General features: G+C 65.7%; 28 protein-coding genes and 1 pseudogene. 15 read left to right on the top strand and 14 right to left on the bottom strand.

The window, feature by feature from the left end; genetic code table 11:
- Positions 1–48: 48 nt before the first annotated feature.
- From MAFF_RS08765 to MAFF_RS08755, 3 genes are read right to left on the bottom strand one after another with little or no spacing between them, the layout of a single operon-like run.
- Positions 49–2,361, bottom strand: coding sequence for a xanthine dehydrogenase family protein molybdopterin-binding subunit (locus MAFF_RS08765; RefSeq protein WP_010910532.1), 2,313 nt, complete (start codon positions 2,359–2,361; stop codon positions 49–51).
- Entirely contained in the window at positions 2,358–3,341 is a 984-nt protein-coding gene (locus tag MAFF_RS08760; RefSeq protein ID WP_010910531.1) for an FAD binding domain-containing protein, read from the bottom strand. Before MAFF_RS08760 ends, MAFF_RS08765 begins: the two co-directional genes overlap by 4 nt.
- On the bottom strand, positions 3,338–3,811 hold the full coding sequence (locus MAFF_RS08755) for a (2Fe-2S)-binding protein (protein WP_010910530.1): 474 nt from the start codon (positions 3,809–3,811) through the stop codon (positions 3,338–3,340). The genes MAFF_RS08760 and MAFF_RS08755 overlap by 4 nt, the downstream gene beginning before the upstream one ends.
- 314 nt (positions 3,812–4,125) lie before the next feature.
- On the opposite strand from MAFF_RS08755, the gene MAFF_RS08750 reads away from it, so the two are divergent.
- The 6 genes from MAFF_RS08750 to MAFF_RS08725 all read left to right on the top strand — a co-directional run bounded on the left by MAFF_RS08750 (position 4,126) and on the right by MAFF_RS08725 (position 9,710).
- The gene (locus MAFF_RS08750; protein WP_010910529.1) at positions 4,126–4,743 is read left to right on the top strand and encodes a TetR/AcrR family transcriptional regulator; all 618 of its coding nucleotides are present in this window, start codon (positions 4,126–4,128) and stop codon (positions 4,741–4,743) included.
- Between the two features lie 4 nt (positions 4,744–4,747).
- Positions 4,748–4,984 (top strand): hypothetical protein, encoded by a 237-nt coding sequence (locus MAFF_RS08745; RefSeq protein ID WP_010910528.1) that lies wholly within the window; start codon positions 4,748–4,750, stop codon positions 4,982–4,984.
- Between the two features lie 91 nt (positions 4,985–5,075).
- Positions 5,076–5,819 carry a DeoR/GlpR family DNA-binding transcription regulator gene (locus MAFF_RS08740; RefSeq protein ID WP_010910527.1) on the top strand — a complete coding sequence of 248 codons (744 nt, stop codon included), beginning with the start codon at positions 5,076–5,078 and terminating at the stop codon, positions 5,817–5,819.
- A gap of 112 nt (positions 5,820–5,931) precedes the next feature.
- Positions 5,932–7,503: a sugar ABC transporter ATP-binding protein gene (locus MAFF_RS08735; RefSeq protein WP_010910526.1), complete on the top strand. Its 1,572-nt coding sequence runs from the start codon at positions 5,932–5,934 to the stop codon at positions 7,501–7,503.
- Positions 7,500–8,486, top strand: coding sequence for an ABC transporter permease (locus tag MAFF_RS08730; RefSeq protein ID WP_010910525.1), 987 nt, complete (start codon positions 7,500–7,502; stop codon positions 8,484–8,486). Before MAFF_RS08735 ends, MAFF_RS08730 begins: the two co-directional genes overlap by 4 nt.
- Positions 8,487–8,558: 72 nt before the next feature.
- Positions 8,559–9,710, top strand: coding sequence for a substrate-binding domain-containing protein (locus MAFF_RS08725; RefSeq protein WP_032930996.1), 1,152 nt, complete (start codon positions 8,559–8,561; stop codon positions 9,708–9,710).
- A 93-nt stretch (positions 9,711–9,803) separates the two neighbouring features.
- Here the strand turns inward: MAFF_RS08725 and MAFF_RS08720 are convergent, their stop codons facing one another.
- Entirely contained in the window at positions 9,804–10,076 is a 273-nt protein-coding gene (locus tag MAFF_RS08720) for a hypothetical protein (protein WP_032930995.1), read from the bottom strand.
- Between the two features lie 218 nt (positions 10,077–10,294).
- On the opposite strand from MAFF_RS08720, the gene MAFF_RS08715 reads away from it, so the two are divergent.
- Both MAFF_RS08715 and MAFF_RS08710 read left to right on the top strand, forming a co-directional pair.
- Positions 10,295–11,455 carry a hypothetical protein gene (locus tag MAFF_RS08715; protein WP_010910522.1) on the top strand — a complete coding sequence of 387 codons (1,161 nt, stop codon included), beginning with the start codon at positions 10,295–10,297 and terminating at the stop codon, positions 11,453–11,455.
- On the top strand, positions 11,448–12,206 hold the full coding sequence (locus MAFF_RS08710; RefSeq protein WP_010910521.1) for an ATP-binding cassette domain-containing protein: 759 nt from the start codon (positions 11,448–11,450) through the stop codon (positions 12,204–12,206). Before MAFF_RS08715 ends, MAFF_RS08710 begins: the two co-directional genes overlap by 8 nt.
- 44 nt (positions 12,207–12,250) lie before the next feature.
- On the opposite strand, the gene MAFF_RS41295 is transcribed toward MAFF_RS08710, so the two are convergent.
- The 4 genes and pseudogenes from MAFF_RS41295 to MAFF_RS08695 all read right to left on the bottom strand — a co-directional run bounded on the left by MAFF_RS41295 (position 12,251) and on the right by MAFF_RS08695 (position 14,416).
- On the bottom strand, positions 12,251–12,901 hold the full coding sequence (locus tag MAFF_RS41295) for a zinc-dependent alcohol dehydrogenase family protein (RefSeq protein WP_010910520.1): 651 nt from the start codon (positions 12,899–12,901) through the stop codon (positions 12,251–12,253).
- A gap of 160 nt (positions 12,902–13,061) precedes the next feature.
- Positions 13,062–13,133 (bottom strand): annotated as a pseudogene (locus MAFF_RS41290) (hypothetical protein); the annotation flags it as partial.
- Between the two features lie 164 nt (positions 13,134–13,297).
- On the bottom strand, positions 13,298–13,570 hold the full coding sequence (locus MAFF_RS08700) for a hypothetical protein (protein WP_010910519.1): 273 nt from the start codon (positions 13,568–13,570) through the stop codon (positions 13,298–13,300).
- Positions 13,571–13,666: 96 nt separating this feature from the next.
- Entirely contained in the window at positions 13,667–14,416 is a 750-nt protein-coding gene (locus MAFF_RS08695) for a DUF899 domain-containing protein (RefSeq protein ID WP_010910518.1), read from the bottom strand.
- Positions 14,417–14,803: 387 nt separating this feature from the next.
- Here MAFF_RS08695 and MAFF_RS08690 point away from each other — a divergent pair, with 387 nt between their 5' ends.
- The 4 genes from MAFF_RS08690 (at position 14,804) to MAFF_RS41410 (ending at position 18,069) form a co-directional block, all read left to right on the top strand.
- Complete coding sequence (locus tag MAFF_RS08690; protein WP_010910517.1) at positions 14,804–16,024, top strand: hypothetical protein; 1,221 nt, start codon at positions 14,804–14,806, stop codon at positions 16,022–16,024.
- Positions 16,025–16,106: 82 nt separating this feature from the next.
- On the top strand, positions 16,107–16,739 hold the full coding sequence (locus MAFF_RS08685; protein ID WP_044550670.1) for a Vgb family protein: 633 nt from the start codon (positions 16,107–16,109) through the stop codon (positions 16,737–16,739).
- Positions 16,740–16,879: 140 nt separating this feature from the next.
- The gene (locus MAFF_RS08680; protein ID WP_010910515.1) at positions 16,880–17,710 is read left to right on the top strand and encodes an aldo/keto reductase; all 831 of its coding nucleotides are present in this window, start codon (positions 16,880–16,882) and stop codon (positions 17,708–17,710) included.
- A 158-nt stretch (positions 17,711–17,868) separates the two neighbouring features.
- Positions 17,869–18,069, top strand: a complete 201-nt coding sequence (locus MAFF_RS41410) for a DUF559 domain-containing protein (RefSeq protein ID WP_080511819.1) — start codon at positions 17,869–17,871, stop codon at positions 18,067–18,069.
- On the opposite strand, the gene MAFF_RS08675 is transcribed toward MAFF_RS41410, so the two are convergent.
- On the bottom strand, positions 18,010–18,318 hold the full coding sequence (locus MAFF_RS08675) for a hypothetical protein (protein ID WP_019859393.1): 309 nt from the start codon (positions 18,316–18,318) through the stop codon (positions 18,010–18,012). The genes MAFF_RS41410 and MAFF_RS08675 overlap by 60 nt on opposite strands.
- Before the next feature lie 167 nt (positions 18,319–18,485).
- On the opposite strand from MAFF_RS08675, the gene MAFF_RS08670 reads away from it, so the two are divergent.
- Both MAFF_RS08670 and MAFF_RS08665 read left to right on the top strand, forming a co-directional pair.
- Positions 18,486–19,139: a glutathione S-transferase family protein gene (locus tag MAFF_RS08670; protein ID WP_044550668.1), complete on the top strand. Its 654-nt coding sequence runs from the start codon at positions 18,486–18,488 to the stop codon at positions 19,137–19,139.
- Between the two features lie 312 nt (positions 19,140–19,451).
- Positions 19,452–20,954, top strand: coding sequence for an ATP-binding protein (locus MAFF_RS08665; RefSeq protein WP_044548145.1), 1,503 nt, complete (start codon positions 19,452–19,454; stop codon positions 20,952–20,954).
- Positions 20,955–21,020: 66 nt separating this feature from the next.
- Here MAFF_RS08665 and MAFF_RS08660 read toward each other — a convergent pair whose 3' ends face one another.
- Complete coding sequence (locus MAFF_RS08660) at positions 21,021–21,656, bottom strand: class I SAM-dependent methyltransferase (protein WP_010910511.1); 636 nt, start codon at positions 21,654–21,656, stop codon at positions 21,021–21,023.
- 193 nt (positions 21,657–21,849) lie between these two features.
- Here MAFF_RS08660 and MAFF_RS08655 point away from each other — a divergent pair, with 193 nt between their 5' ends.
- A complete protein-coding gene (locus MAFF_RS08655; protein ID WP_044548144.1) occupies positions 21,850–23,382 on the top strand; it encodes an alpha/beta hydrolase in 1,533 nt (510 codons plus the stop codon).
- 146 nt (positions 23,383–23,528) lie between these two features.
- Here the strand turns inward: MAFF_RS08655 and MAFF_RS08650 are convergent, their stop codons facing one another.
- The 4 genes from MAFF_RS08650 to MAFF_RS08635 all read right to left on the bottom strand — a co-directional run bounded on the left by MAFF_RS08650 (position 23,529) and on the right by MAFF_RS08635 (position 26,209).
- A complete protein-coding gene (locus MAFF_RS08650; RefSeq protein WP_010910509.1) occupies positions 23,529–24,365 on the bottom strand; it encodes an SDR family oxidoreductase in 837 nt (278 codons plus the stop codon).
- Between the two features lie 62 nt (positions 24,366–24,427).
- Positions 24,428–24,907 (bottom strand): MarR family winged helix-turn-helix transcriptional regulator, encoded by a 480-nt coding sequence (locus MAFF_RS08645; protein ID WP_010910508.1) that lies wholly within the window; start codon positions 24,905–24,907, stop codon positions 24,428–24,430.
- Between the two features lie 13 nt (positions 24,908–24,920).
- Positions 24,921–25,295, bottom strand: a complete 375-nt coding sequence (locus MAFF_RS08640; protein ID WP_010910507.1) for a hypothetical protein — start codon at positions 25,293–25,295, stop codon at positions 24,921–24,923.
- A gap of 32 nt (positions 25,296–25,327) precedes the next feature.
- Entirely contained in the window at positions 25,328–26,209 is an 882-nt protein-coding gene (locus MAFF_RS08635) for an NmrA family NAD(P)-binding protein (RefSeq protein ID WP_010910506.1), read from the bottom strand.
- Positions 26,210–26,280: the final 71 nt, after the last annotated feature.

The following is a 26,280-nucleotide window of genomic DNA, read 5'->3' as shown; positions in this document are numbered from 1 at the left end:
GACCGGTCGCGTAATCTCCAGCGCAAAGGGAGATTACGCGCTCCACCCTCAGATCAGCTTCTCCAGCGTGATCGGCAAATCCCGCACCCTCTTTCCCGTCGCGTGGAACACCGCATTGGCGATCGCGGGCGCGACACCGACGATGCCAAGCTCACCCACACCCTTGCCGCCGAGCGCCGAGGAGTGCGGGTCGGGAATGCCGACCGAGATCACCTCGATGTCCGGGATGTCGGCATTGGTCGGCACCAGGTAATCGGCGAGGTTGTTGTTGACGATGCGGCCATGGCGACGATCCATGATGCCTTCTTCCAGCAACGCCTGGCCGATGCCCATGATGATGCCGCCCTTCCATTGGCTTTCGGCGAGCTTCGGGTTGTAGAGCCGGCCGGAATCCAGCGCCGACACCACGCGCGACACGCGCACCGTGCCGAAATCCTCGTCGACGCGCACCTCGATGAAATGCGCGCACCAGGAGTAGCGGGAATAATCGCCCTCGGTGTGCGGCAGCGCCATGGCGATGGTGGTGTAGTTCTTGTAGCGGTCTTCCGCCGTCGAGTTGGCCGGCATGGTGTCGCCGGTCGCCTCGATGCGGTCGCGGCCGACGCTCTTGAGCAGTTCGGCGATCGAGACATCGGGGCCGTCGCCGCGCGGCGAGCCGATGCGGCCATTGGCGACGACCAGAGTGTTGGCCTGCAGCGCGTGGAAGGGCGAGCGCGGATCGCTGATCGCCAGGCCCACCATTTGATCGAGCGCCGAGGTCGCGGCCTTGTGGACCGCCCCCGTCATCACGCCAGCCAGCCGCGAGCCGCCGCTGACGCCGGCGCGGGCAAAGCGGGAGTCGCCGAGCTTCACCACAACATCGTCGGCCGGCACGCCGACCGTCTCGGCGGCGGTCTGCGCCAGGATGGTGTAGGTGCCCTGGCCCATGTCGATCGAGGAGCTTTCGACCTCGACCGAGCCGTCGGCCAGGATGCGCACGAGAGCCTCGCCGTAGGCGCGCCGCACCGGATAGGTGCCGGCGGCGACGCCCCAGCCGATCAGCTGGTTGCCGTCGCGCATCGAGCGCGGTTTCGACGAGCGCCTGGACCAGCCGAAGCGCTCGGCGCCCGCGGCAAAAGCCTCTCGCAACTGCCTGGTCGACCAGGCTTTTCTGGCGTGCGGATCCTGCTCGGCATAGTTTCTGAGCCGAATCTCCAGTGGGTCGATGCCGACCTCATAGGCGAGCTCGTCGATGGCGCTTTCGATGCCGAAGGCCGACGGATTTTCGCCCGGCGCCCGCATGGCGCCCGGCACCACGGAATTGACCCGCACGACATTCTGCTTCGAGGAGAAATTCGGCGTCGCGTACATGATCGAGGTGACCGAGCCGAGCGGCTCGACCCACATGCCGTCGATGGAGGTTTCGTTGACGCCGCGATGCACGATCGACTGGATCATGCCGTCGTGGTTGGCGCCGATCGTCACCGTCTGGCGCGTCGCGGCGCGGCCGCCATAGCCGGTAAAGGTCTGCGGCCGCGTCATCACCAGCTTCACCGGCCGTCCCAGCATTTTGGCGGCACTTGCCGCCACCGCGCCATGGCTCAGCGCCAGCGCCTTGGAGCCGAAGCCACCGCCAATATAGGGCGAGACCAGCCGCACATTCTCGAACGGCACTTCGAACCATTCGGCGTAGGTGCGGGCCATGCCGTCCAACCACTGGCTCGGCTCCCAGACGGTCAGATGATCGCCCTCCCAGCGCGCGATCAGGCCATGCGGCTCCATCGGCGCCTGGTATTCGCGCGGCGTGTTGTAGGCGGCGCAGATGCGCACCGGCGCGGCGGCGAAGGCTGCGGGCGCATCGCCCCATTCCTTGGTCATGGCATCGATCGGAATGCCGTCGCCGGCCTTGCCGTCGCTGAGATCGACGATGGAAGGCGTCTCGTCATAGCTGACCTTGACGAGGGCCGCCGCGGCGACCGCCTGCTCGAAGGTTTCGGCGACAACTGCCGCGATATGCTGGCCGGAGAAGGTGATGTCGCGCGCCAGCGGGCAGTAGGGTTTGTCCGGTGGCGGCGTGCCGAACCAGTCGGATGCGGTCCTCAGGCTGATGATGGTGTCCGGCGTCAGCACTTGCAGCACAGCCGGCGCCGCCTCAGCCTGCGCAGTGTCGATCGCGCGCACCTTGCCCGAGGCAATCGTGCTTTCGACCAGCACGGCATAGGCGAGGTGCTCGAGCTGCTGCTCGACGGCGTATTTGGCGGCACCGGTGATCTTGGCCGGGCCGTCGACGCGCGACAGCCGGCCGCCAACGGCTTCCGCCAGTGCGCCGTCGGAGGCGTCGCCCCGTCTCGATTCACCAACTCTGATGTTGTGAACGGTCATGCCGTCTCTCCCAATTTGAGGATGGCGCGCGCGACAACGCGCGGCGCGAGTTCGATCTTGTAATGGTTGGCGCCTTGGTCGACGGCGCCTTCGACGGCGAGCAGGCTGGCGGCGCGGACGGTTTCCGGCTCCAGCACCTTGCCCTTCAGGGCGTCTTCCACGGCACGGACACGCCACGGCTTGGTCGCGACGCCGCCGAGCGCGACGCGCAGGTCGCGGATAGTGCGGCCATCGGCTTCGAATTCGATGCCGACCGCCGCACTTGCCGCGGCGAATTCATAGGATTGCCGGTCGCGGATCTTCAGATAGGTCGAGCGCCGGGCGGCGGCGGAGCCGGGAATTTCGATGGCGGTGATCATCTCGCCCGGCTCGATCGCATGTTCCCTGTCGGGCGTGGCGCCGGGCAGCAGGAAGAAGTCGTCCACCAGAAGCTTGCGCTCGCCGAGATGAACTGTTGCGTCGAAGGCGACCAAAGCGGTGGCGAGGTCGCCAGGATACATGGCGATACAGGCCTCGCTGGTGCCCAGCACGGCGTGTCCGCGGGTGACGCCGCCGATCGCCGAACAGCCGCTGCCTGATACACGCTTGTTGCAGGCCGAAAAGTTGGAGGGGTCGCGGAAATAGGGGCAGCGCGTGCGCTGCATCAGATTGCCGCCGATGGTCGCCATGTTGCGGATCTGCGCCGACGCCGCCTGCCACAGTGCTTCGGAGATGGCGGGGAAGCGGCTCTTGACGTCGGCGTGGTCGGCGACATGGCCCATTTTGGCGAGCGCGCCGATGGTGGCGCCGCGTTCGTTCACGTCGATCCGGTCCAGCCCCTTGAGGTGGGTGATGTCGACCAGCATGTCGGGCTCGGCGACGCCGCATTTGGCGAGGTCGATCAGCGTGGTGCCGCCGGCGAGCAGCATGGCGCCGGGCAGGGCAGCCGCCTGGCGGGCGGCGTCAGCCGAACTGGCGCGCAGGTAGGAAAAATCCCTCATGATGCGAACTCCTGGGCTGCCTGGCGGACGGCGGCGACGATGTGCGGATAGGCGCCGCAGCGGCAGAGATTGCCGGCCATGTATTCGCGGATTTCTTCGTCCGAGCCGGCATGGCCCTCGCGGATGCAGGCCACCGCCGACATGATCTGGCCCGGCGTGCAATAGCCGCACTGGAAGGCGTCCTGTTCGAGGAAGGCAGCCTGCACGGGATGCAATTCGCCCTCCCGTGCAAGCCCCTCAATGGTGGTGATGGCGCGGCCTTCGGCTTGCGCGGCCAGCGTCAGGCAAGCCAGCACGCGCTCGCCGTCTATGTGCACGGTGCAGGCGCCGCACTGGCCATGGTCGCAGCCCTTCTTGGTGCCGGTCAGGCCGAGCCGCTCGCGCAAGGCATCGAGCAGCGTGACGCGCGGTTCGAGCTGCAACTCGTGGTGCTGGCCGTTGATATCGAGATGGACGGGGATTTTCGTCATGGGCGTCTGGCTCCAGTTGCTTGACGCTGAGGGGAAGGAATTGGTGTCGAGGCGGGCAAGGGCAAGGGGGGCGGACGGCTAGGTGTTGGCGGAAGCGCTGGTGACAGCCAATCTCCGCCCGCGAGGGGAGATCGGCAGCCTGGCCGCCTTCGCCAATCTCCAGCGGGCAAAGACGGCTTTACCTTGCAGGTTCGAATTGCGTGACATACGGGGTTCCCTGCCTATATGATGAAAGCACTCCACTTAAAGCGGAGGTGCCTCCGTTTGTTACGTGGGGGCTGGCCCGGCTGGGTTCAAGTCCCGATATTTTGTCCGTGGAGAAAAAATTGGCCGAAGCCGTCATCGCTGAAGACACCGCCGCGGAACCCAAGCCGCTGCGCGCCGATGCCCAGCGCAACCGCGACCGGCTGGTCGAGGTGGCGGCTTCGGTATTTGCCGAGCGCGGCATCGATGCCTCGCTGGAGGAGATCGCGCGCCGTGCCGGCGTCGGCATCGGCACGCTCTACCGGCATTTCCCGACGCGCGAGCATCTGGTCGAGGTGGTCTACCGCCGCGAGGTCGAGGCGCTGTGCGCCGCCGCCGCCGAGCTTGCCCAAAAACATCCCTCCGATGTCGCGCTCGAGGTGTGGATGCGGCGCTTCGTCGACTACATCGCCACCAAGCGCGGCCTGGCGACCAGCCTGCGCATCCTGCTGACAACCAATTCCACCCTGTTCTCCGACACGTCGGGGCGGGTCTCGCAAGCCTTGCGACAATTGGTCGAGGCGGCGGTGGCCGACGGTACCATCCGTGACGATGTCGATGCCTCGGATGTGCTGCACGCACTTGGTGGCATCTATTCCGCGCCCGACACGCCGGAGTGGCGCGACCGTTCGCGCCGGCTGGTCAAGCTCTTGATGGACGGGCTGCGGTTCGGGGCGGGAAAGGGGTGACATCGTGGATGACCTCAGCCTGCTGCTGACAAGGTTCGTCAGCGGGGAGGACACCAGCCTGGCAACCGCGGACAGCTTGGAGGTGTTGCTCGACGAGGCCTATCCTGATGACGAGGTTGTTCAAAATGCGGTTATAGCTCTTGCCAGCTACAGACCCGGTGGCGGCCCGTTTCTGTTTGACACGTCGGAGATTCAACGGCGCCTGCTTCGTCTTCGCGACTATCTCTCGCGCCGCACCTAAAGAGACCTAGGGCGGACTTGGACTGTGGACTTGCATCTGAATGCGGGCGGTTGTTAAAATCCTCACATTTCAGGATGCACAGGCCCAACGCATGACGGTTCGCAAAGCGCAAAGAACGGCACGGCTGATCGATCTGCTGTCGCAGCGGCGGGTCATCCATCTCAGCGAAGCGGCGGCGCTGCTCGGCGTTTCCGAGATGACGGTGCGGCGTGACATCGCCACCAACCAGGGACAGATCGCCTATCTCGGCGGACACATTTTGGCGGCGGCCGAGATCGAAGCCGATATTCCCTATGAACTGGCGACGGCGGCCGACAGCCATGCGGCGGCCAAGCGCGAAGCCTGCGCGCATGCGGTGCGCAAGATACGGCCCGACGAGACGATCTTCATCGACTGCGGCACGACGCTGATCCATCTGGTCGATCTCATTCCCGAAAATTATCAAATAACGGCAATATGTTACGCCATGAATGTGGCGGAACGCCTGAGCCGCAAGCCCAATGTCACGATTATCATGCTGGGCGGTGTCTATCATCCAGCCTCGGCCTCTTTCTCGGGCACGCATGATTTCGACATTTTGAACAGCGTCGGCATCAACGTGGCCTTCCTGTCAGCCGCCGGCGTCGATGCCAAGCGCGGCGCCACCTGCGAGCATTTCCACGAGGCGGTGGTGAAGCAGAAGGTGATGAGCCTGGCGCGCGAAAACTATCTGGTCATCGACTCGAGCAAGATCGGCAAGCTCAAGCGGGCCTTTTTCTCGGCCATGGATGGCTTCGACGCTGTCATCACCGAGCATGGCGAGATCGGGCCGGATTCATTCCAGCCGCAGGCATGACTCCGTTTGACTTTTCCTCGTCCTGATGGAAAAGTCACAAAAAAAGTAAGAGAAGTCTCAAAAGGGACTCGACAGGGTAGGGGACGCGTCAACGGGAGGAAGTGCGGGCGTCATGGTCGAACAGGGTTCGATTGCGCCATTTTCCGGGACGCCCTTGCTGCGCGTCGAGGGCGTCAGGAAGCGGTTCGGCGGCGTCAATGCGCTGCGCGGCGTCGGTCTCGAAATCCTCTCCGGCGAAGTCCACGCACTGCTCGGCGAAAACGGCGCCGGCAAATCGACGCTGATCAAGATCCTGAGCGGCGTGCATGTGCATGATGGCGGCTCGATCGAAATCGACGGCAAGCCTGTCTCGTTTTCTTCGCCGGCCCAGTCGCGCGATGCCGGCGTTGCGGTGGTTTACCAGGATCTGAGCCTGGTCGAGTCGCTGTCGGTCGCCGACAATCTGCTTCTGGGGCGAGAGCCGAAGACCCGGCTCGGCTTCCTGAAAAAACGCCAGCTGGTAGCGCAGGCCGAGGCGTTCCTCAAATCGCAGAACATTCCGCTCGATGCCCGCGCCATGGTCGGGTCGCTGCCCTTCGCCTATCGCCAGATGACCGAGATCGCCAAGGCGCTGATGGGCGATGTCCGCCTGCTCATCCTGGACGAGCCGACCTCGGCGTTGACCGATGATGAGGAGAAGATCCTGTTCGAGGCGATCCGGGCGGTCGCAGCACGTGGCGTCGGGGTGATCTACGTCACCCACCGCCTCAACGAAGTGTTCCGCATCTCGAACCGGGTGACTGTGTTCCGCGACGGCCAGAACGCCGGGACCTTCGTCACGGCGCAGACCAATATGCGGCAATTGGTCGGCGCGATTGTCGGGGCGGATCACGCTGTGCTGAAGGCGGATGGCGCCGCATCTGGACAAGGCATGGCGCCATCCGCCGGTTCATCTGAAAATCCCGTGCTCGAATTGAAAAGCGTCAGCAATGACCGGCTCGACGGGGCCAGTCTCCAATTGCGCGCCGGCGAAATCCACGGCCTTGCCGGGCTGATCGGCAGCGGTCGCACCGAAATCCTGCAGACCATCTTCGGCCTGCGGCCGGTCCAGTCGGGCGAGGCCAGCCTGGACGGCGTGTCGCTGAAGGGCACAGACCCGGCGGCGGCGATCGGGCTGGGCATCGCGCTGGTGCCGGAGGACCGGCACGTCCAGGGCCTGGTTCTCGAACATTCGATCGAGCGCAACCTGACTTTGCCGCGCCTGCCTTATTTCTCGCGCCTTGGCTGGCTGCAGCGCCGGCCGGCGAGCGAGCATGCCAATGCGGCGATGCGCCGGCTGGCCGTGAAGGCGCCAGGCGCGTCGACCATGGTGAAGAACCTGTCGGGCGGCAACCAGCAGAAGGTGGTGTTCGGCAAGTGGAACGAGCCGCGGCCGCGCGTGCTGTTGCTCGACGAGCCGACGGTCGGGGTCGATGTCGGCGCGCGCGAGGAGATTTACGGCGTCATTCGCGCCGCGGCGGTGGCCGGCAGTGGCGTGCTGCTGGTGTCTTCGGATCTCTCCGAACTGCTGCAGCTTTGCGACCGCATCTCGATCGTCGTCGATGGCCGGATCACCAGGACTGTCGCGCGGCCGGAATTCGGCAGCGCCGAGGACCTCCATCACCTCATTCAGATATCGCAGCCATCGGAAGAGCACGCGGCATGACCGACATCCAAAGCCCGGCGAAAGCTGCAGCCGCTCAGCCAGGCGGTCGCTCCGCGTTACAACATCTGCTGCAGGGCGAGCGGCCCTACATGCTCTATGTCGCCTTCGCCGTCATGCTGATCGTCTTCAGCCTAGCGTCACCCTGGTTCCTGTCGATCGACAATTTTCTCAACATCGGCCGCCAGACGACACTGGTCTCGATCATCGCGGTGGGCATGACATTCGTCATCATCTCCAGGCAGATCGACCTGTCCGTCGCCTCGACGCTGGCGCTTTCGGGCATGAGCGCATCGCTGGCCATGGCCTTTGTCGCCAACAACTGGGTCGTCGGTGCCGCGGCGGGGCTGGGCACCGGGGCGCTGATCGGGCTGCTCAACGGTGTCCTGACCACGCGCCTCGAAATCCCGTCCTTCCTGGTGACGCTGGGCACGCTGAGCGGCGCGCGCGGCCTGGCGCTGATGGTCACCAACACCAAGCCGGTCATCATCACCAACGAATATTATTTCGCGATCTTCGGCGAGGGCTCGGTGCTCGGTATACCGGCGCCGATCCTGTGGACGCTCGGCGTCACCATCGCCGGCATCTTGCTGCTGCACTACAGCGTCTATGGGCGGCGGGTTTACGCCGCCGGCGGCAACCCGACGGCCGCGCTCTATTCCGGCGTCCACATCAAGCAGGTCACGACGCTTGCCTTCGTGCTGACCGGCACGCTCGCCGGGCTGGCGTCGCTGATCCTGTCGGCGCGCTCGCACGCGGCGCGGCCCGATGTGGTGCAAGGCATGGAGCTCGACGTCATCGCCTCGGTCATCCTTGGCGGCTGCAGCCTGTTCGGCGGCCGCGGCTTCGTGCTCGGCACGCTGCTCGGCAGCCTGATCATCGGCACGCTCAACAACGGGCTGGTGCTGCTCGGCGTCAGCTCGTCGCTGCAACTCGTCATCAAGGGGGCAATCATCGTCGCCGCGGTCGCGTTCACGAGGAGGTAAGGCGCGCATCCACGGACATCAGCAGAAACCGCCGGCTCCAAACGGCAAAACAAACAATCAACGGAGGAAGTCATGAAACAATCGGCAAGAATCCTGTTCAGTACATTGAGCCTCGCCGCCAGCGCCTTCGCGCTGTCGACGTCCATGAGTTTGGCGCAGACGCCGGACACCTGCGTCACCGGCGTCGACATGGCGACGCTCGGTCCCAAGGGCATTGTCGGCCAGGGCCCGCATGGCGAGAAGGCAGCCTCGCCCGACGAGCTGAAACTGACCGATGACGAAGCCGCCAAGGTCAAGGCCGGCAAGTTCAAGGTCGGCATTTCCATGCAGACGGTGAACCTCGACTGGTCGCAGCTGCAGGTGCAAGGCATCAGCGAAACGCTGGCCAAATATGGCGTCACCGTCACCGGCGTGGCGTCGGCCGAATATCAGGTCGACAAGCAGATCGCCGACATCGAGAACACCATCCAGCAGCACCCCGACGGCATCATCTCCATCCCCGTCGATTTCACCGCGACGGCGCCGACCTACAAGAAGGTGGGCGAAGCCGGCATCAAGCTGGTGTTCATGGACAGCATTCCGGTTGGCCTCTCATCGCCAAAGGATTTTGCCTCGATGATCTCGGCCGACAGCCAGGGTAACGGCCAGATCGCGGCGCAGATCCTGGCCTCCTGCATGCCCAAGGGCGGCACGATCGGCCTGGTGAATTTCGGTGTCGACTATTTCAGCACCAATGAGCGCACCAAGGGCGTCGGCGAGTGGATGAAGAAGAACCGGCCCGACATCGTGCTGAAGCAGGTCGACTTCACCGATCCCTCGAAGGTCTCGCAGATCTCCGGCGACTTCCTCACCGGCAATCCCGATGTGAAAGGCCTGTTTGCGGTGTGGGATCAGCCGGCGCTCGACACGCTGTCCTCGATGCGGGCGCAAGGCATCGACATTCCGATCACCACGGTCGATCTCGGCCTGCAATCGGCGATCGAGATCGCCAAGGGCGGCCCGCTCAAGGCAACCGGCTCGCAGCGCCCCTATGACCAGGGCGTGGCCGAGGCGCTGGCGATGATGAAGGCGCTGATCGGGCAACCCACGCCCGCCTGGGTCGGCGTGCAGTCGCTGCCGGTGGTGCAATCCAACGTGCTGGAATCCTTCAAGACCGTCTTCCACAAGGATCCGCCGGCCGAGCTGGTCGACGCCTGCAACAGCGCCAAGCCGAAGTGCAATTGAGGTAATTGCGTGGGCGCGGGAGAGATCCCGCGCCCATGAGCGGCTTGCCCGTGCGGGCCGCCAAATCGTGCCAATTTTTGGCTGGAGAAGCGGCTACGCCTTCGCCTCGACGAGGATCACCAGCGATTCCGGCACCACGCCATCGTGCGCCATAGCGTCGGCGGCTGCCTTGCTCTGCATCAGCGCGGCCATCTTATCCATATCCGGCACGTCCATCATCACGGCCACCCGTTTCGGGTTCTGCGGATCGACGAAGGTGCGGATGTTGGTGATCCCCAGCGAGCCGAAAAGCTCCTTGCGCTTGGGTGAACTGAGCCAATGCTTGCTGTCTTTCGTGATGTTGTGATGGCCGATTACGGTTGGCATGGCATCCTCCCCGAGGTGACGCCGGCGGTCGATATCGCCCGCCTGATGCTGCGATCCACCTGTGCGAGCCAGTGAGCGCCGTTTCCTATCGGCTGTCAATTAGCAGTTGCTGATGTGCGATCCGTCCCGGGGACTTAGCCACGACGGCCCTACTGGCGGCACAATCGTCGCCGACCTATGTCGATATCCAACGGGCTGGCGATCGCGAAGATGGAACGATGCGGCACGACAGGCTTGTCCTGACCCTGATCTGGCGCGAGCTCTCGGCCGGCCTGCGCTCGATGCGCCGACGCGATCTTGTATGGATCGTGGCTGGCGGTGGGGCGTTGCTCGTCTACGCCATTGCCGACATCGTCGTCGCCTTGCAGGCCGAATCCGCCACGCTGCGACAGGCGCGGATGCTGTGGGCGGCCGGCCTGCCGGCGGCACTTCTTTGCCTTGGCGGCTTCGCCGGCAGCGCGATCGCAAGACTTTGCCTGTCGCGCGCCTTCGCGCCTTTTCTCAGGGCGTTGCCGCTCTCGCTCATGGAACGACGGCGCATGGCGGCGGTGGCGGCATGTGCGCTGAGCATTCCCCTTGCCTTCGTCGTCGCGGTGGCGGTTAGCCTTGGTTGTTTCGTCATCGCAAAGCCGTTGGCGCCGGTCTGGGGGCTCGGTGCCGCGATGCTGTTCGGCACCGGCTTTGGCGCGGTGGCGGTGCTGCGCCTGCGGAGCGCTCGCGACCTGGTCCGCACCGATAGTGCCGATCCGGCTGGGGAGCCGGGCGGGCGCCGGCCCTCGCTCGGCGCCTTCGATCGTTCGACGCCGGCCTGGCTCTCGAGCTGGGCCTGGGGTCTGCCGGCCGGCCGCGTGAGGCTTTCATGGCGGCTGGTAGGGGCAGCCATCCTGTTCAGCCTTGCGGCGGTCGTTGCCGGCTCCATCAGCCTTGCCCACCATGATGCCGTGCCGGCGGCCATGGCCGGGCTGGCCGGCGGCCTGCTGGTATTCATGTTAAGCGCGCGCTTCCATCCGCTCGGCTCGCCAGTGCTGCGCACGGCTCCGCTCGGTTTCGTCAGGGCCTGGCTGCGCCTGGCGCGGTTGCCGCTGCAATTGTCGGTCGCTTTCTTTCTCTTGCCGGCGGGTGCCGCCTTGGCGGCGGAACCGTCGGCCTGGGCGATGCCGCTCGCCAGCGGCTTCTGGCTGCTGGCGCTGAACGGCGCCTATGCGGTGTTTGCCGCCTATTTCATGACCGCGCCGTTCGTTGCCGCGCTGAGTTTCCTCAGCGCCATCGCCTACGCCAGCTACGAGACGCTCGAATATGGGCGCACGGTGCTGATCGGCTTTGCCGGCCTTGTGCTGTTTCTGTGGTACCGGGCGCAACGGAGATATCGCCATGGCTAGCAGCATCGATCCTGCCGAAATCCTCGCGGTTCGCGGGCTCAGTGCAAGCTATGGTGGCCGGGCGGTGGTCAGCGGCATCGATCTGTCGCTCGAACGGGGCGACGTCCTTGGCCTGCTCGGCGCCAACGGTTCGGGCAAGTCCACCTTGCTCAGAGCCATCACCGGCCAGATCCGGCCGCTCGGGGGAACCGTGGCGATCGACGGCGCCGACCTTGCCAGGGCACCGGAACGCGCCAAGTCCGGCTTCGGCCTTGCCGTGGATCCATCCGATCTGCCGGCGGCGCTGAGCGGGCGGCAATATCTCCAACTCGTCGCCTCGATCCGCGGCTGTGCCGAAGACGACTGGCCTGGCGTCAATGTTGCCGATCGGCTCGGGCTCAATCGCTGGATCGAACGGCCGATCGCTGAATATTCACTTGGCACGCGGGCCAAGATCGCCATTGCCGCGGCCCTGCTCGGCGCACCACCGCTGCTGATCCTCGATGAGTCCCTGAACGGCCTCGATCCGCTTGCCGCCTTCGAGGTGAAGTGCATCATCCTGGCCTTGGCTTCCAGTGGCCGCCATGCCGTCATCATCTCCACCCATGTCGTGGAGTCCGTACCGGGCCTGTGCAACCGCGCCATGCTCCTGGCCGACGGCCGCATGGCGCGCGCGTGGCACGCAAGGCAATTGGCCGAGGCCGGCCGGATTCCCGGCGCCTTCGAAGCCGAAGTCATGCGGGCGCTGACGGTCCAGGCGGCCGATGCGTGAGGGAACGTTGCAGCCGTTTCGCGACGGCTGCGGTCAGGCAGGGCTCAAAGCTCCAGGCAGACCTTGCCGAAATGCTTCCGCGCTGCGTAGTGCGTGAAGGCGGCGGCGATCTCGCGCAGCGGGAAGCGGCGGTCGATGACGGGCTTGATGCGATTGACGTCTATCGCACGGATCATGTCCTCCTGGTCCGCCCGGCTGCCGATCGAAATGCCGCTGATGCGGATCTGGTTCGAGAATACGGCCGGGATCGAGACATCGGCCGCAAAGCCGGTCAACACGCCGATCAGGGCGATGTGGCCGCCTGTGCGGCAGGCGGCTATGGACTGCGCCAGCGTGGCCGGGCCGCCGACCTCGATCACGTGGTCGACGCCGCGTCCGCCCGTCAATTCCCGAACCTTGCGGCTCCAGTCCGGCACGGCCTTGTAGTTGATGACGGCGTCGGCGCCGAGGCGGCTTAGCCGCTCCAGCTTTTCCTCATCGGACGAGGTGGCGATGACCCGGGCGCCGGCGGCCTTGGCGAATTGCAGCGCAAACAGCGACACGCTGCCGGTTCCGAGAACCAGCACCGTGTCGCCGGGCTTGACCTTGCCGGATACGACCAGGCCTCGCCAGGCGGTGACGCCGGTACAGGTCAGCGCCGCGGCTTCCGCGTGCGTATAGCCCGCGGGAGCTTTGGTGAAGGCCTGCGCGGGCATGCAGACATATTCGCTGGCGAAGCCGTCGAAACTCTCCTGGAATGTCGCGCCTGGTGGCGGGCGTCATGTCGCCGTCCAGCCACCAAGGATAGAAGACACTGACGACGCTGTCGCCGGGCTTGAGCGCATCGACACCGCCACCGACGGCGATCACTTCACCGGCACCGTCGGACAGCGGCACGCGGCGGTCGGCCAGCTTTGTCTTGCCTTGCACGGCGAAATCGTCGCGCATGTTCAACGAGCAGGCGCGGATCCTGACCATCACGTCACCCGGCCCCGGCTGCGGCGGATCTTCCTCGACCAGGTCGAGCCTGTCCAAGCCACCCGGCGCTCTCAGCCTGACCAGCCTCATTGTCTTCTCCGAAATGTGGGATGTTTGATGCAGGCGCGCCGGCGCTATCGGATGTGACGGCCGGAAATCACCCGCAGCCAGGGTGCCAGGTGGAAGGCGCTCATCAAGAGATACATGGCCGGCATCCCGGTTAAAGACGGGCCGGTGAGCGGGGAGGCGCCCATGCACAACATGGCCGCGTCGCCGCCTTGAAGGCAGGAAAGCAGGGCCATCAGGGCAAAGGTGGGCGCCGCGGCGAGGCAGAGCCAGTCGGCGACGCCAAGGGTGGTGGTGCTTTCACGGGTCGCGCTGGCGGTGCTTATGTGGGTATCGCTCATGATCTTAATTCCTTGATGGTCGCGGTCCTTCAGGATTTGGGCTCCTCTCCCTCGCCAAGAGCGAGGGAGAGGAGCGCTTTCCTGTCCAGTCCCTGCTTACTCACCCTTATCCCTGAAGGCGGCTTCGCCGGCGGCGGCCACTTCGGCCCATTTCTTGTCGGCCCCGGCTTCGTAATTGTCGTGCCAGTTCCACCAGCTGTAGAGCGGGGTCTGGGGATAGCCTTCGGGCGAATCCTCCCAGATCTCCTGGCGGCCGAGCGGGGTAGCGTCGAGATAGCTCCAGACCGTGCCCATCTGCTCGTCGCCGCGGCTGTTGATGAGATAGGTGCGGAAGACGCGGTCGCCGTCATGGATGAAGACGTTGTGGCCGTGCCACTCGTCGACGCCGAAATCCTTGTCGAAGCTGTCGGTGATCGTGTACCAGGGCATCTCCCAGCCCATCCGCGCCTTCAGCCTGACAATGTCGGCCTGCGGTGCCCGTGAGGCGTAGGCCAGCGTGGTGTTGCGGGCGTTGAGATGGGCGAGGTGGCCGACCTGGTCGGCGCCGAGTGAGCAGCCGCGGCAGGCATGATCGGGCCAGCCATAGACGCCCGGCTCGAAGAAGGCGCGGTAGACGATCAGCTGGCGGCGGCCTTCGAACAGGTCGAGCAGGCTTGCCTTGCCGTTGGGGCCTTCGAATACATAGGCCTTGTCCACTTCCATCCACGGCATGCGCCGGCGTTCGGCGGCGAGCGCGTCCTTGGCGCGCAGCGTCGCCTTCTCCTTCACCAGCATCTTTTCGCGGGCGGCGTCCCATTCCTGCCGCGAAACGATCGGCGGGGTCTTCATCGTCATGTGCTTGGTCATTGGTCTTCTCCTTTGTCAGTCATGGTGCCGTCGCGGGCCGTGATCGCCTTGGGATCCAGGCTAGAGCGATGAGGCTGGGTGAGGTGAGTTACATCTGCGACGGGATTTGAATCATCCGGCACGGCGCAGCAGGGGTGGCGGGGCCGTGCGGTGTGTTCGAGATTGTCGGTTGCAGGCATTTTCAACTATCCCTAATGAGATGCTTACTATTAATACCTGAGATGCTCAGGCTAACGAGTGCCGGAATTGGCGTCAACGGTGCCGATGGCGGCCTCAGCCACATGGCTAGGTCTCCATCGGGCCAACGCCGCTTGCTGACCGGCGGTGGTGATTTAAGTTAGGGCGCAAACGTGCCGGGGTGGGAGTTACAAGTGTGACGGGATTTGAATGGACTCGCTGATCACCGCGGCGGCGCTGGCGCTGGCGGCGGGCGATCCGCTCGGCGCGCTCGACCGCGTCGCCTTGCGCGAGGACGCGCCGGCGCTGGCGCTGCGTGGCATCGCCATGGCGCAGCTCGGCGATTTCGATCGCGCCAAGCTTCTGTTGCGGCGGGCCGCGCGCGCCTTCAGCCCGAAAGAGGCTGTCGCGCGCGCCAGATGCGTCGTCGCCGAAGCCGAGATCGCGCTGGTCTCGCGTGATCTGGGCTGGCCGGCCAAGGCGCTCGACGCGGCGCGCACGACGCTGGAAAAGCATGGCGACCGGCTGAACGCGGCGCATGCCGGCCACCTCAAAGTGCGGCGCCTGCTGCTGATCGGCCGGCTCGACGAGGCCGAGCATGTGCTGGCCGGGCTCGACCCGACGCCGCTGCCGCCGGCCGCGCGGGCCGCGCATGAGCTCGCCGTCGCCGGCATCGCCATGCGGCGCCTGCGGACCCGGCCGGCGCGCGCGGCGTTGGAATGGGCACGCAACGCCGCCCGGCAGGCGGGCATTCCAGGCCTCATGGCCGAGGTCGCCACCGCATCCCTGGCGCTGGAAACGCCGGCGGCGCGGCTGATCACGCAAGGTACGGAGCGGCCGTTGCTGCTCGAAGAGGTCGAGGCGCTGCAGGCATCGCCGGCGCTGGTCGTCGATGCCTTTCGCTACGCCGTGCGTGCAGGGGACAGAACGGTTTCGCTGGCCAGCCGGCCGGTGCTGTTCGCGCTGGCGCGCGCATTTGCTGAAGCCTGGCCCGGGGATGTATCGCGCGAAGAGCTCGTGGCGCGGGCCTTTGGCGGCAAGCATGCCGATGAATCGCACCGCGCCCGGCTGCGCGTCGAGATCGGCCGGCTGCGCGCTGAGCTTGCCGCGCTGGCCGACATCAGCGCCACCAAGCGCGGCTTCACGCTGGCGCCGCGCCTGGCGCGCGCGGTGATGGTGCTGGCGCGGCCGATCGAGGAGCGCCACGCCGCCGTTCTGGCCTTGCTGGCCGATGGCGAAGCCTGGTCGACCTCGGCGCTCGCGCTGGCGCTCGCAACCGGCCAGCGCAGCGTGCAGCGGGCGCTCGAACCGCTCGCCGAGGCCGGCAAAGTGCAGTCTTTCGGCCATGGCCGGGCGCGTCGCTGGATGACGCCGCCGGTGGCCGGATTCACGACCACCTTGTTACTCCCGGCGCCGCTGCCGAACGGCTAAGGTGCGGCGATATTCAGGTGAGGCCGGCCTAGCTGCGCCCTGCGTGAGCCCTTGGATGACGACCACGATCGAGGATCAAGACATGAAACATTCACCGGCCGAAATCCTGCGCGAATACGGACCCTTTCCCGGCGTGGAGCGGATACATGGGGTGAGCTTTGACGGCGAGAACGTCTGGTTTGCCTCGGGCGACAGGCTGAACGCCTTCGATCCGCAAAGCGGGCAGACGCTGCGTTCGATCGATGTCGCCGCACATGCCGGCACCGCCTTTGACGGCCGGTATTTCTTCCAGCTCGCCAATGACCGCATCCAGAAGATCGATCCCGATACGGGCGCGGTGCTCTCCACCATCCCGGCGCCCGGCGGCGGCCGCGACTCCGGGCTCACCTGGGCCGAAGGCACGCTCTGGGTGGGGCAGTACCGCGAGCGCAAGATCCACCAGATCGACCCCGAGACCGGGAAAATCCTGCGCACCGTCGAATCCAGCCGCTTCGTCACCGGCGTGACCTGGGTGGATGGCGAGCTGTGGCACGGCACCTGGGAGGGCGACGAGAGCGATCTGCGCCGCGTCGACCCGAAAACCGGCAAGCTTCTGGAGCGGCTCGACCTGCCGGCCGGCATGACCGTATCGGGGCTGGAATCCGACGGTGCCGACCGCCTGTTCTGTGGCAGTACATCCACCCCGGTGGTGCGGGCGGTGCGCCGGCCGAAATGAGCCGGTTCCCCTGACGAAGACATCAGGTCCGCGAAGTCGCCGGCGAATTTATCCGCCGGCGACTGGCCGTCGTCCCGGCGCGTGCCTAGATAGGCTGGGTCGGGCGACCGCCCGGACATTTCTTCGTAAAGGACCCGACCATGCCCGAACTGATCACGCTGAACGACGGCGCCGCCATTCCCCAGCTAGGCCTTGGCGTGTGGCAGGTCGATCACGGCATCACCGCCGATGTCGTGGGCTGGGCGATCAAGGCCGGCTACCGGCTGATCGACACCGCGCAGGGTTACCAGAACGAGGAAGGCGTCGGCGAGGCGATCCGCGCCGCCGATGTGGCGAGAAGCGAGCTGTACATCACCTCGAAGCTGCGCAACGGCGCGCACGAGCGCGACGCGGCCCTGCGCGCTTTCGACGACACGATGGAAAAGCTCGGCATCGAGCAGATCGACCTGTTCCTGATCCACTGGCCGGTGCCCAGCCGCGACAAATATGTCGAGGCCTGGAAGACCCTCATCGAACTGAAGCAGGCCGGCCGCATCAAGTCGATCGGCGTTTCGAATTTCAACAGGGACCATCTGGAGCGCATCATCGGCGAGACCGGCGTGGTTCCGGTGGCCAACCAGATCGAGCTGCATCCGCGCTTCCAGCAGCGCGAGCTCAGGGAATTTCATGCCGGGCATAACATCCAAACGGAGAGCTGGAGCCCGCTCGGCAGCGGCCGGCTGCTCGGCGACCCGACGATCGCCGGCATTGCCAAGAAGCACGGCAAGTCGGCCGCGCAGACGATCATCCGCTGGCATCTCCAGCAAGGGCTGATCGTCATTCCCAAATCGGTCCGCCAGGACCGCATCGCGGCCAATTTCGATGTCTTCGACTTCGAACTGGACGCGCAGGACCTGAAGACGATCGCGGGCATGGATTCGGCTGATGGCCGCGACGGCCCGAACCCGGCGACGGCGGCTTTTTTGTTTTAAAGAGCCGGCGATGAAGCCGCCGATCTCCCCCCTCGTGGGGGTTGAGGAGTGGTCCGCATAGCGGACAGAAAGCCAATTGCTTGGCTTTCTGAACGACGAACGCCCGGCAGGGCAGAGGGGGGCGCCGTAGGGCGCTAGCGTCAATCTAAAAGGCAGCCATGCCTCATACTCCATTGCCTCCACAGAATCGATTACACGCACGGTCCATGCGCAAAGCCATGACCGATGCCGAGTTAACGCTCTGGAATGCACTTCGCGCACACGAGGGGGGAGATCGGCGGCTTCACCGTCCGCGCTCGCTAAATCCCGGACCCGTCCAGTTGTTGCGCGTCGTCGCCTTCCCAGGGCGCCGGCATTGAGCCGCCGCGGCTGAGGTTGGCCGAGGGCATGGGCATCCAGCACTTCAGCTCGGGTTCGGCATATTCGACGACGCGGCCGGGCGAGGAATCCGATGCCCGCCAGCCTTCACCGGCGAACTGGTCGCCGCGCGACCAGTAGGCGAGGTCGACTTCGGCCGGCCCCTGTTCGGAGGGACGGACCGTGACCAGGATCCGGCTGCCGTCCTTGGGCGCCGTCGACATGTGGCGCCACCGTTCGGGCTCGTCCATCGCAATTCCTCCTGCCTTGGTGCGAGATGAAGTGTCGCCTCGCCATCGATGGTGGTCAACCCACACTTTGTCGGATTGCAGCTGCCGACCGCGTCCTTGGTCTGGCATATTCGCCAGGATCAGGAGAGGCATTCATGAATGACAAGGTCGAGCCGGGCGCGGGTGAAATGAAACTGTATTTCAGCCGCAATCCCAATCCGCGCCTGGCGGTCGCGGTGGCGCGTTATCTCCAGGCGCAGGTGACTTTCGAATTCGCGTCACCCTTTTCGCCGGGGCAAGCGGAGCGATTCCGGCCGCTCAATCCCAATCTTTCCATTCCCATACTGGCATGGCCGGGCGGCAGCCTGTGGGAGGCGGACGCCATCGCCTGCCGGCTGTCGCGCGCGACGCGTTCCGATTTCTGGCGCACCGACGAGGACGAACCCGACATGATCCGCTGGCTGAGCTGGGGCAAGGAGAATTTCATGCGCGCCTGCGACGCCGTGCATTTCGAGCGCGGCACCAAGCAGCGCTATCGCCTCGGGCCGATCGACGAGGACAAGGTCAAAGAGGGGCTGGAAGAGTTCCACAAGGGGGCCGCGATCCTTGAGGCGGAGCTGGCCGACCGGCAATGGCTGGTCGGAACGTCGCTTTCCTATGCCGATTTCCGCATGGCGGCCTTCCTGCCGTTCAACGATGCCGCCGGCCTGCCGCTCGGCGACTATCCCGCGCTCATCAGCTGGTATCGCCGGCTCGAAGCCATCGACGCCTGGCGCGACCCTTTCGAGGGGCTGGATGCGCCGCCCCTGGCACCGGTGCCGCGGCAAGGTGCGGTGCTGTAACTGACAAAACTGACGACCGGCGTATACACAAACGAAACTTGAAGACGCCGGCCGCCATTGGGGGCGTTGGGGTGCATCCCGTTGGGGCGCGATGCAAAGTCAGGCTAAACGGATGGCCGGCCTCTGCAATCGCAACGCCGGCCCATGGTGAACAGGTGGTTACTATCCACAGGGGCGGCCGGCGGCGGCCGTTCCTGCCGGACCTTCCCTCACATCTGTGCGCAACGCCGGGCTTCCGGCCATCGGTGCTCGACGGGCCGCGCCTGGGTTGCTAAGCCCCATGCCGCGCAGGAGACCTTTTTGAGTCGAGACATGACCGTTGCGATCGAGATGGGACACACCACGGCGGGCGCCCCAGCGAACCTCGATCTCGAGGAACTGCTGGCGACCCGCCTTCTGGTGCAGGGCAATTCGGGCTCCGGCAAGTCGCATCTGCTGCGCCGGCTGCTCGAGCAGAGCGCGCCCTGGGTGCAGCAGACCATCGTCGATCCCGAAGGCGACTTCGTCTCGCTCGGCGAGCGCTACGGCCATCTGGTGATCGATGCCGAGGAGCACACCGAGCGCGGCCTGCAGGCGGCCGGCGAGCGGGCGCGCATCCACCGTGTCTCGACCGTGCTCAACCTCGAAGGGCTGGACGCCGAGAACCAGATGCGGCGCGCCGCCGCCTTCCTCGGCGGGCTGTTCGAGGTCGCCCGGGACCATTGGTACCCGATGCTGGTGGTGGTCGACGAGGCGCAGCTGTTCGCGCCGGCGGTGGCCGGCGAGGTTTCCGACGAGGCGCGCAAACTCTCGCTCGGCGCCATGACCAACCTGATGTGCCGTGGCCGCAAGCGCGGGCTCGCCGGCATCATCGCCACGCAGCGGCTGGCCAAGCTCGCCAAGAATGTCGCGGCGGAAGCCTCCAATTTCCTCATGGGCCGCACCTTCCTCGACATCGACATGGCGCGCGCCGCCGATCTCTTGGGCATGGAGCGGCGCCAGGCGGAAGCGTTTCGCGATCTGGAGCGCGGGCAGTTCATGGCGCTGGGGCCGGCGCTGTCTCGGCGGCCGCTCGGCCTGCGCATCGGCCCGACCGACACCAGCCCGCGCAACGGCACGCCGCGGCTGATGGCGATGCCGGAGGCGGCGCTGGAGGACGCCCGCGCGATCATCCTGGCGGCGCCGCCGCCCGAGACGGTGCGCACCCCGCGCCGGGTGGCGTCGCCGGACCTGCTCGACCAGCTGATGGCGGCGAAATCGGCGGCGCTGGAAATCCGCCCCGAACCGGCGGAGCCGCAAATCAGCGCCGAGGATCTGGCCGAGCGGCGCGAGCGAGTCGACCGCGTGCTGCGCGCCATCCTGGCGCAGCCCGATGCGGGTTTTCGCGTGATCGGCGTGCTCTACCAGGAATTCGTCGTGCGCTGCCGCATCGAGGGCCTCGCCTCGGTGGTGCCGGACCTCGCCGAATTCCGCCGCATGCTGACGCGCGCCCGCGCCGGGCTCGGCTCCGAGACGACGCAGGACGACGCGTGGCGAGACGTTTCCGTGCGCGCCTCGCTGCTGCCCGACGACATGCAGGGCGTGTTCATGATGATCGCGCGCGCGGCCAAGGAGGGCTGGCCGTGCCCGAGCGACGCCGCGATCGCCCGCGCCTACGGTTCGCACTCGCTGCGCCGCGCCCGGCGCCTGCTGACCTATATCGAGGAGCAGGGCCTGATCGTCTGCCAGCTCGACGGCACGGGAAAGCGCACCGTGACGCTGGTCGAACTCGCCTGGGCCACGGCCCCTGGCGACCCCAATGCCGAGGAGGCGCAGCAGGGGAGCCTGGCGTTCTGAGGGCGGCTATGGCGCGTGCGACTCCCGGCGCGACATCGATGCACGGGGCAAGACAAGCCTGACCGGTCAGCCCGCCGCCGCGATGCCGGCGTGGTGGCTGCCCAGCTGCCATAGGGGCAGGGGGAAGCGGCCGTGCTGCACTTCGAGCAGGCGGAATCCGGCCCCGCCGATCAGCCGCAGCGGATCGCGGTTGAGGTGGCAGCCGCCGGCAATCGATCCCCATAGCCGGTTCAGCCGCTGCTGCCAGCGGCGGCCGCGCGGCCCCTCGGCCTGGCCGTGTTCGATGAAGATCAGCCGGCCCCTCGGCTTCAGGACGCGGCGAATTTCGCTGAGCGCGGCCTGAGGGTCCGGAATAGTGCAGAAGGCATAGGTAACGACCACGGTGTCGGCGATGCCATCGGCCAGGGGCAGGCTTTCACCGCCGGCGCGGATGCATTCGACGGCGAAGGGCATGGCGCGGCTCTTGGGTGCTGCGAGGCCGAGCATGGTGCCGTCAGGGTCGATGCCGACCAGCCGCTCCACCCTGGCGGCGTCGTAATAGGGCAGGTTGAGGCCCGAGCCGAAGCCGACCTCGACGACGACACCTTCAGCCCGCGGGATGACGCGCCTGCGCATTTGCGAAAAGGCGCCGGCCGAACAGCCGGCATGGACGAAATAGGGGGCGACGCAGCGCGCGTACCAGGAGAGGCAGGTCTGGCACATGGCTCAGCCTCCATGCCCGGCGACGGGGACGCCGTGGGCAAGCGGTTCTGGTGTGCGGTGGCTTGATGTATTGACCGGTGACATTTCTCGCTCCAAGGGAGTTGATCGGGCCGGATCGGCTCGATTTCGCGGGGATGGATAGAAGGCCGGCGTCCCCTCAACGTCCTCTCCTTGCGCGGCCGCGTGCGGATCGATGGAGCTGATACAACTCAGACTTCTGGGTTTTCCGGAATTCCGGCTGGACGGGCAGCGGGTAGACCTTGCCTTGCGCAAGGCGGCGGCACTTCTCATCTACCTCGCCGAGGCCGGCGGACCGGTGGCGCGCGACGTCGCCGCCACGCTGCTGTGGCCCGAAGCCGACGCGGAAGCCGCCCGCGCGCGCCTGCGGCGCACGCTCTACAAGATCCGCGTCGCCTTCGGCGAGGAGATCATATCAGCCAGCGCGGCATCGCTCAGCCTGCGCCCGTCGGTCGAGGCCGACTCCATCGCCTTCGACCGTGCCTGCGACGCCGGGCTTCTCGACGAGGCCGCCGGCCTCTACAGCGGCGACTACCTCGCCGGCTTTTCGCTGCCGGATTGTCCCGAATTCGAGGAATGGGTGTTCTTCCGCCGCGAGGCCTTGCGCAGCCGGCTGGTGCAGGCGCTGGAGCGGCTGGTGGAAGCCAGGATCGCCGGCGGCGCCGCGCGGACTGCCGTGATGCACGCCACGCGCCTCGTTGCACTTGACCCCTTGAGCGAAAGCGCGCACCGCCATTTGATCCGCGCCCATCTGGCCGCCGGCGACCGGGCGGCGGCCGAGCGCCAGGGCGAGACCTGCGTGCGGCTGCTGCGCGACGAACTCGGCGTGGCGCCGGACCCGGCTACGCTCGCTCTGCTGCGCGCCAGCGATGCCGAACCGGAGATGCCGAGAACCCGCTATGTCGCCGTGGACGGCATCCATATCGCCTACCAGACGATAGGCAGCGGCCCCGCCGATATCGTGCTTGTTCCCGGCTTCATCTCGCATGTCGAGCGCATCTGGGAAGACAGGAGCTGCCGCGCCTGGCTCACCGCCGTGTCGCGGCTCGGCCGGCTGATCCTGTTCGACCGGCGCGGCATGGGCCTGTCCGACCGCGTCGGCGCCCGCCCGACCGTCGAGGCCACCGCGCGCGACATTCTGGCTGTCATGGACGCCGCCGGCAGCCGCCGCGCCGTGCTGGTCGGCGCCTCGGAGGGCGGGCCGGGCTGCATCCGCTTTGCCGTCGACCATCCCGACCGGCTGACCGGCCTGGTCCTGTGGGGCTCGCTCGCCAAGGGCAGCCGCGCGCCCGACTATCCCTTCGCGCTCACATCGGCGCAATATGATCTCTGGCAACAGCGCCTGCTCGCCGGCTGGGGCGGTCCGGCCGAAATCGAAACCTTCGCGCCAAGTGTCGCCTCCGACCGCCAGGCGCGCGCCTGGTGGGCCGGCCTGCTCCGGGCCGCCTCCAGCCCCGGCGCCGTTGCCGGCCTGCTGCAGGCGCTGCGCGACGCCGACGTACGGCCGTTGCTGTCAAAGGTCTCGGCCAAGACGCTGGTGCTGCATCGCAGGGGTGACCGGGCGGTGCGGGTCGAGGCCGGGCGGTATTTGGCGGGAAGGATAGCGGGGGCACGGTTTGTCGAGGTGGAGGGGGAAGATCACTGGTTCTGGGTGGGGGAGCAGGGGGCGTTGCTGGAGGGGATTGGGGGGATGGTGCGGGGTGGGTGAGGTTGGGAAGAGTTGGTCGCGCCTGCTTGGCAGCGAGAGCTAGGCCGCAGGCTCGGACTCGGATAGGCCAGTTGCGGACCGACGCATTGCGCCCACGCTAATTCGACGATCGCTTTGCGTGTCCGAGGCCGCCGCCGGTGTTCTGGCTAGGCGTCCACATCGGTGGAGCGGGCCAATGCCTTCTGGCTCTCGAGCGCGGCCAGACGTTCAGTCAGCGCGGTATGGACAAGCGCGTAGGCGTCGCTTCCAAGCGTTAGCCTCCTGGGTGCCGGGGTCTGCTCCGCTGATGCGATGATCGCCGAAGCGACCTTGCGAGGATCTCCGGGAAACATGGCGAGACCAGCCGATGCGACCAGGCGACGGAAGTCCCCGACCGGCGTCTGGTCGTAGACGTCGAGGATCTGTCCGGCATCCGCGCTGGACGACGCGAAGTTTGTGCGCGAGGCACCCGGTTCGACCAGGGTCACCTCGATGCCGAACGGCGCGATCTCCGGGATAGTGCCCTCGTAGAAGCCCTCAATGCCCCATTTGGTGGCGGCATAGACGCCCATCGTCGGATAGGCCGACTGTCCTACGGAAGACGAAATCTGGACAATCCGGCCACCCCCTTGCTGGCGCAAATCAGGGATCACCGCGCGGGCAACCGAAATCGAGCCGACAAGATTCGTGTCGATCTGGCGTTCGATCTGTGCGTCAGCAACCTCCTCGGCGGCGCCGAAAAGGGCATAGCCGGCATTGCTGACGACGACGTCGATCCGCTTGAGCTCGGCAAAGGCTTTGCCGACGATGTCACGGACAGCGGAACTGTCTGTCACATCGAGGATGCCGACCCAAAGCCGCTCGCCATATTTGGTGGCGAGGTCGTGGAGAGCGTCGGGCTTGCGAACCGTGGCGGCGACGCGATCTCCGCGTTCGAGCAAGAGCTCCGTCAACTGCCGTCCAAAGCCACTGCTTGCGCCGGTGATGAACCATGTCTTTGTCATGATAAACGTCCTTTCAGGTTTCCGGATCAGTTCAATCGGCTATGCCGCGTCGTGCGCGTCGATCAATTCGCTGAATGTTTGGTTCCAACCGGTGGCGTGGACTTGCCAACGTCCAATTTCATGTCCGACAGTCTCTGCCGCATCTCGCTTGTGCTGTTGGCGCCATTCAGTTCCTCGAACTGCTTTTGTGCTTCCTGCCAAAGCGGAGCAGCTTTCTCATGCAGATGGTGACCCGCTTCCGTCAGCCTGATGAGGCGGCTTCGGCCATCGGTGGGCGACGCCTCGATCGCAACGAAGCCGTCACGCTCCAGAAAGCCGACCATTTTCCCCATCGCAGTTCGTTCGATATCGAGCCGCTCGGCGAGGGCGTTGACGGCGACGCATTCCACCTCGCTCAAGGCAGCGAGTGTCAGGAATTGCGTGATGCGCAGACCCACGGGCTCAAGATGCGAGTCGTAGAAGCGCGTAATCCGGCGCGCCGCCTTTCGCGTCGCGAAGCAGGCGCATTGGTCGATTCCGAGAGATTGATTGAGCGGCGACATCTGATCGTCCTGCTCAAAGGAACAGGCTTGCGGGAAGCCGTGTCGAAAGCGTCGCCCGCAGAGACGAGGCCAGTGACAGGACAGAACCCAGCGGGCTCATCCGTACGCTGACGCGCGGCACGGACCCATCGGGATTGTGATCGACGACGACAACCGCGCTCAGTAGTTCACCGCTCGTCAAAACGGCCTCGTATTCGAGAAAAAGTCGTGAACCGACAGTCTGGAGATACACAGGCGTCTGCGAAGCGTAGAAAGTCCCGACAGCATCGACCGCAAGCCGGATATCATCGCGCCCGACCACCGGCTCTCGTAGCACCGAGCTGATCAGCTCGGCATCAACAGTCAGATCGTCGAGGAAGGGGTGACGCTGATCCTGATCATTCGACATGATTTGAACCCTCCATTGGTTCGCGCCCGTGTTCAGGCAAAAACAGCCCGATTCTGAGCGATGAATTGCTGGACAGAGAGAGCCGGCGTTCCGGTAATCTTCTCGACCGCATCGTTTGCGCCCGAAAAAATACCGTCACGGTAGTTCTGAGCGACCTCGACAAGATGTTGGGTCAGGAAGGGCGGAAACTTGTAAACGTTCTCCATCTTGTTGCGGAATTCGTCGATGGAGGTCGGCGCGTATTCGATCTTCGCGCCGAGAACCTCGCTCATGGCTGCTGCGATCTCGGTGTGGTTGAGTTCGATCGGGCCGGTGAGTGTGTAGGTCTTGCCCCCGTGGCCTTCCGGATTGGCGAGGATATGGGCGATGACACGACCCTGGTCGTCGGTCGCGATCGGAGCATGACGGCCGTTCTCGAACGGAAACTCGATCTTTTTCTTTGCCCAGATCTCCTTGGCGAAATGCGGATAGACGAGCCAGTCCGCAAAGAACGTGGGACGCAAATGGGTGGTCGCCACGCCCGACCAGTCGAAGACCCGTTCGGAAATCCAGTGGTCCTGGGCGGCATGGCTCGCCGATTCACGCCGCGCCGAGATCTGCGACATGTTGACGATCGCCGAGACGCCGGCCTCCTTTGCAGCCTGTGCAAAATACGCAGCAGCCCCGATGATGCCGGGCGCGATCGGATGTAGGAAATAGGCCGACGTGACGCCCTCCATCGCGGCCCTGATGTCGTCGATGCCGGTGAAATCGCCGATGGCGACTTCAACCCCACGCTTTCTAAAGGCCGCCGCACGATCGTCATTCGAGCGCACATAGGCGCGCACTTGCTTGCCGGACTTAAGCAGTTCGTCGATCGCCGCGCCACCGGTCCGGCCGGTTGCACCGCTGACCAGAATAGTTGCTTCGCTCATAGTCTGTTCCTTTCCCGTTTAGGAGTATCTGCTGCAAACCGATATAAGAGCATATGCTCCTATCTACAAGG

Origin of the sequence: Mesorhizobium japonicum MAFF 303099, from assembly GCF_000009625.1 — a bacterium.
Taxonomy (GTDB): Bacteria; Pseudomonadota; Alphaproteobacteria; order Rhizobiales; family Rhizobiaceae; genus Mesorhizobium; species Mesorhizobium japonicum.
Note: the sequence above shows the minus strand (reverse complement) of the source record. Positions and strands in the feature narration are given on the sequence as shown.

What these genes read in the sequence shown, in the direction of transcription:
- MAFF_RS08655 (WP_044548144.1), top strand. Translation starts at nt 21,850, where the DNA reads ATGGAGCTGATACAACTCAGACTTCTGGGTTTTCCGGAATTCCGGCTG.
- MAFF_RS08730 (WP_010910525.1), top strand. Translation starts at nt 7,500, where the DNA reads ATGACCGACATCCAAAGCCCGGCGAAAGCTGCAGCCGCTCAGCCAGGC.
- MAFF_RS08710 (WP_010910521.1), top strand. Translation starts at nt 11,448, where the DNA reads ATGGCTAGCAGCATCGATCCTGCCGAAATCCTCGCGGTTCGCGGGCTC.
- MAFF_RS08695 (WP_010910518.1), bottom strand. Translation starts at nt 14,416, where the DNA reads ATGACCAAGCACATGACGATGAAGACCCCGCCGATCGTTTCGCGGCAG.
- MAFF_RS08665 (WP_044548145.1), top strand. Translation starts at nt 19,452, where the DNA reads ATGACCGTTGCGATCGAGATGGGACACACCACGGCGGGCGCCCCAGCG.
- MAFF_RS41295 (WP_010910520.1), bottom strand. Translation starts at nt 12,901, where the DNA reads ATGCCCGCGCAGGCCTTCACCAAAGCTCCCGCGGGCTATACGCACGCG.
- MAFF_RS41410 (WP_080511819.1), top strand. Translation starts at nt 17,869, where the DNA reads ATGCCTCATACTCCATTGCCTCCACAGAATCGATTACACGCACGGTCC.
- MAFF_RS08700 (WP_010910519.1), bottom strand. Translation starts at nt 13,570, where the DNA reads ATGAGCGATACCCACATAAGCACCGCCAGCGCGACCCGTGAAAGCACC.
- MAFF_RS08650 (WP_010910509.1), bottom strand. Translation starts at nt 24,365, where the DNA reads ATGACAAAGACATGGTTCATCACCGGCGCAAGCAGTGGCTTTGGACGG.
- MAFF_RS08760 (WP_010910531.1), bottom strand. Translation starts at nt 3,341, where the DNA reads ATGAGGGATTTTTCCTACCTGCGCGCCAGTTCGGCTGACGCCGCCCGC.
- MAFF_RS08740 (WP_010910527.1), top strand. Translation starts at nt 5,076, where the DNA reads ATGACGGTTCGCAAAGCGCAAAGAACGGCACGGCTGATCGATCTGCTG.
- MAFF_RS08725 (WP_032930996.1), top strand. Translation starts at nt 8,559, where the DNA reads ATGAAACAATCGGCAAGAATCCTGTTCAGTACATTGAGCCTCGCCGCC.
- MAFF_RS08735 (WP_010910526.1), top strand. Translation starts at nt 5,932, where the DNA reads ATGGTCGAACAGGGTTCGATTGCGCCATTTTCCGGGACGCCCTTGCTG.
- MAFF_RS08645 (WP_010910508.1), bottom strand. Translation starts at nt 24,907, where the DNA reads ATGTCGCCGCTCAATCAATCTCTCGGAATCGACCAATGCGCCTGCTTC.
- MAFF_RS08690 (WP_010910517.1), top strand. Translation starts at nt 14,804, where the DNA reads ATGGACTCGCTGATCACCGCGGCGGCGCTGGCGCTGGCGGCGGGCGAT.
- MAFF_RS08765 (WP_010910532.1), bottom strand. Translation starts at nt 2,361, where the DNA reads ATGACCGTTCACAACATCAGAGTTGGTGAATCGAGACGGGGCGACGCC.
- MAFF_RS08660 (WP_010910511.1), bottom strand. Translation starts at nt 21,656, where the DNA reads ATGTGCCAGACCTGCCTCTCCTGGTACGCGCGCTGCGTCGCCCCCTAT.
- MAFF_RS08680 (WP_010910515.1), top strand. Translation starts at nt 16,880, where the DNA reads ATGCCCGAACTGATCACGCTGAACGACGGCGCCGCCATTCCCCAGCTA.
- MAFF_RS08715 (WP_010910522.1), top strand. Translation starts at nt 10,295, where the DNA reads ATGCGGCACGACAGGCTTGTCCTGACCCTGATCTGGCGCGAGCTCTCG.
- MAFF_RS08685 (WP_044550670.1), top strand. Translation starts at nt 16,107, where the DNA reads ATGAAACATTCACCGGCCGAAATCCTGCGCGAATACGGACCCTTTCCC.
- MAFF_RS08635 (WP_010910506.1), bottom strand. Translation starts at nt 26,209, where the DNA reads ATGAGCGAAGCAACTATTCTGGTCAGCGGTGCAACCGGCCGGACCGGT.
- MAFF_RS08640 (WP_010910507.1), bottom strand. Translation starts at nt 25,295, where the DNA reads ATGTCGAATGATCAGGATCAGCGTCACCCCTTCCTCGACGATCTGACT.
- MAFF_RS08720 (WP_032930995.1), bottom strand. Translation starts at nt 10,076, where the DNA reads ATGCCAACCGTAATCGGCCATCACAACATCACGAAAGACAGCAAGCAT.
- MAFF_RS08675 (WP_019859393.1), bottom strand. Translation starts at nt 18,318, where the DNA reads ATGGACGAGCCCGAACGGTGGCGCCACATGTCGACGGCGCCCAAGGAC.
- MAFF_RS08755 (WP_010910530.1), bottom strand. Translation starts at nt 3,811, where the DNA reads ATGACGAAAATCCCCGTCCATCTCGATATCAACGGCCAGCACCACGAG.
- MAFF_RS08670 (WP_044550668.1), top strand. Translation starts at nt 18,486, where the DNA reads ATGAAACTGTATTTCAGCCGCAATCCCAATCCGCGCCTGGCGGTCGCG.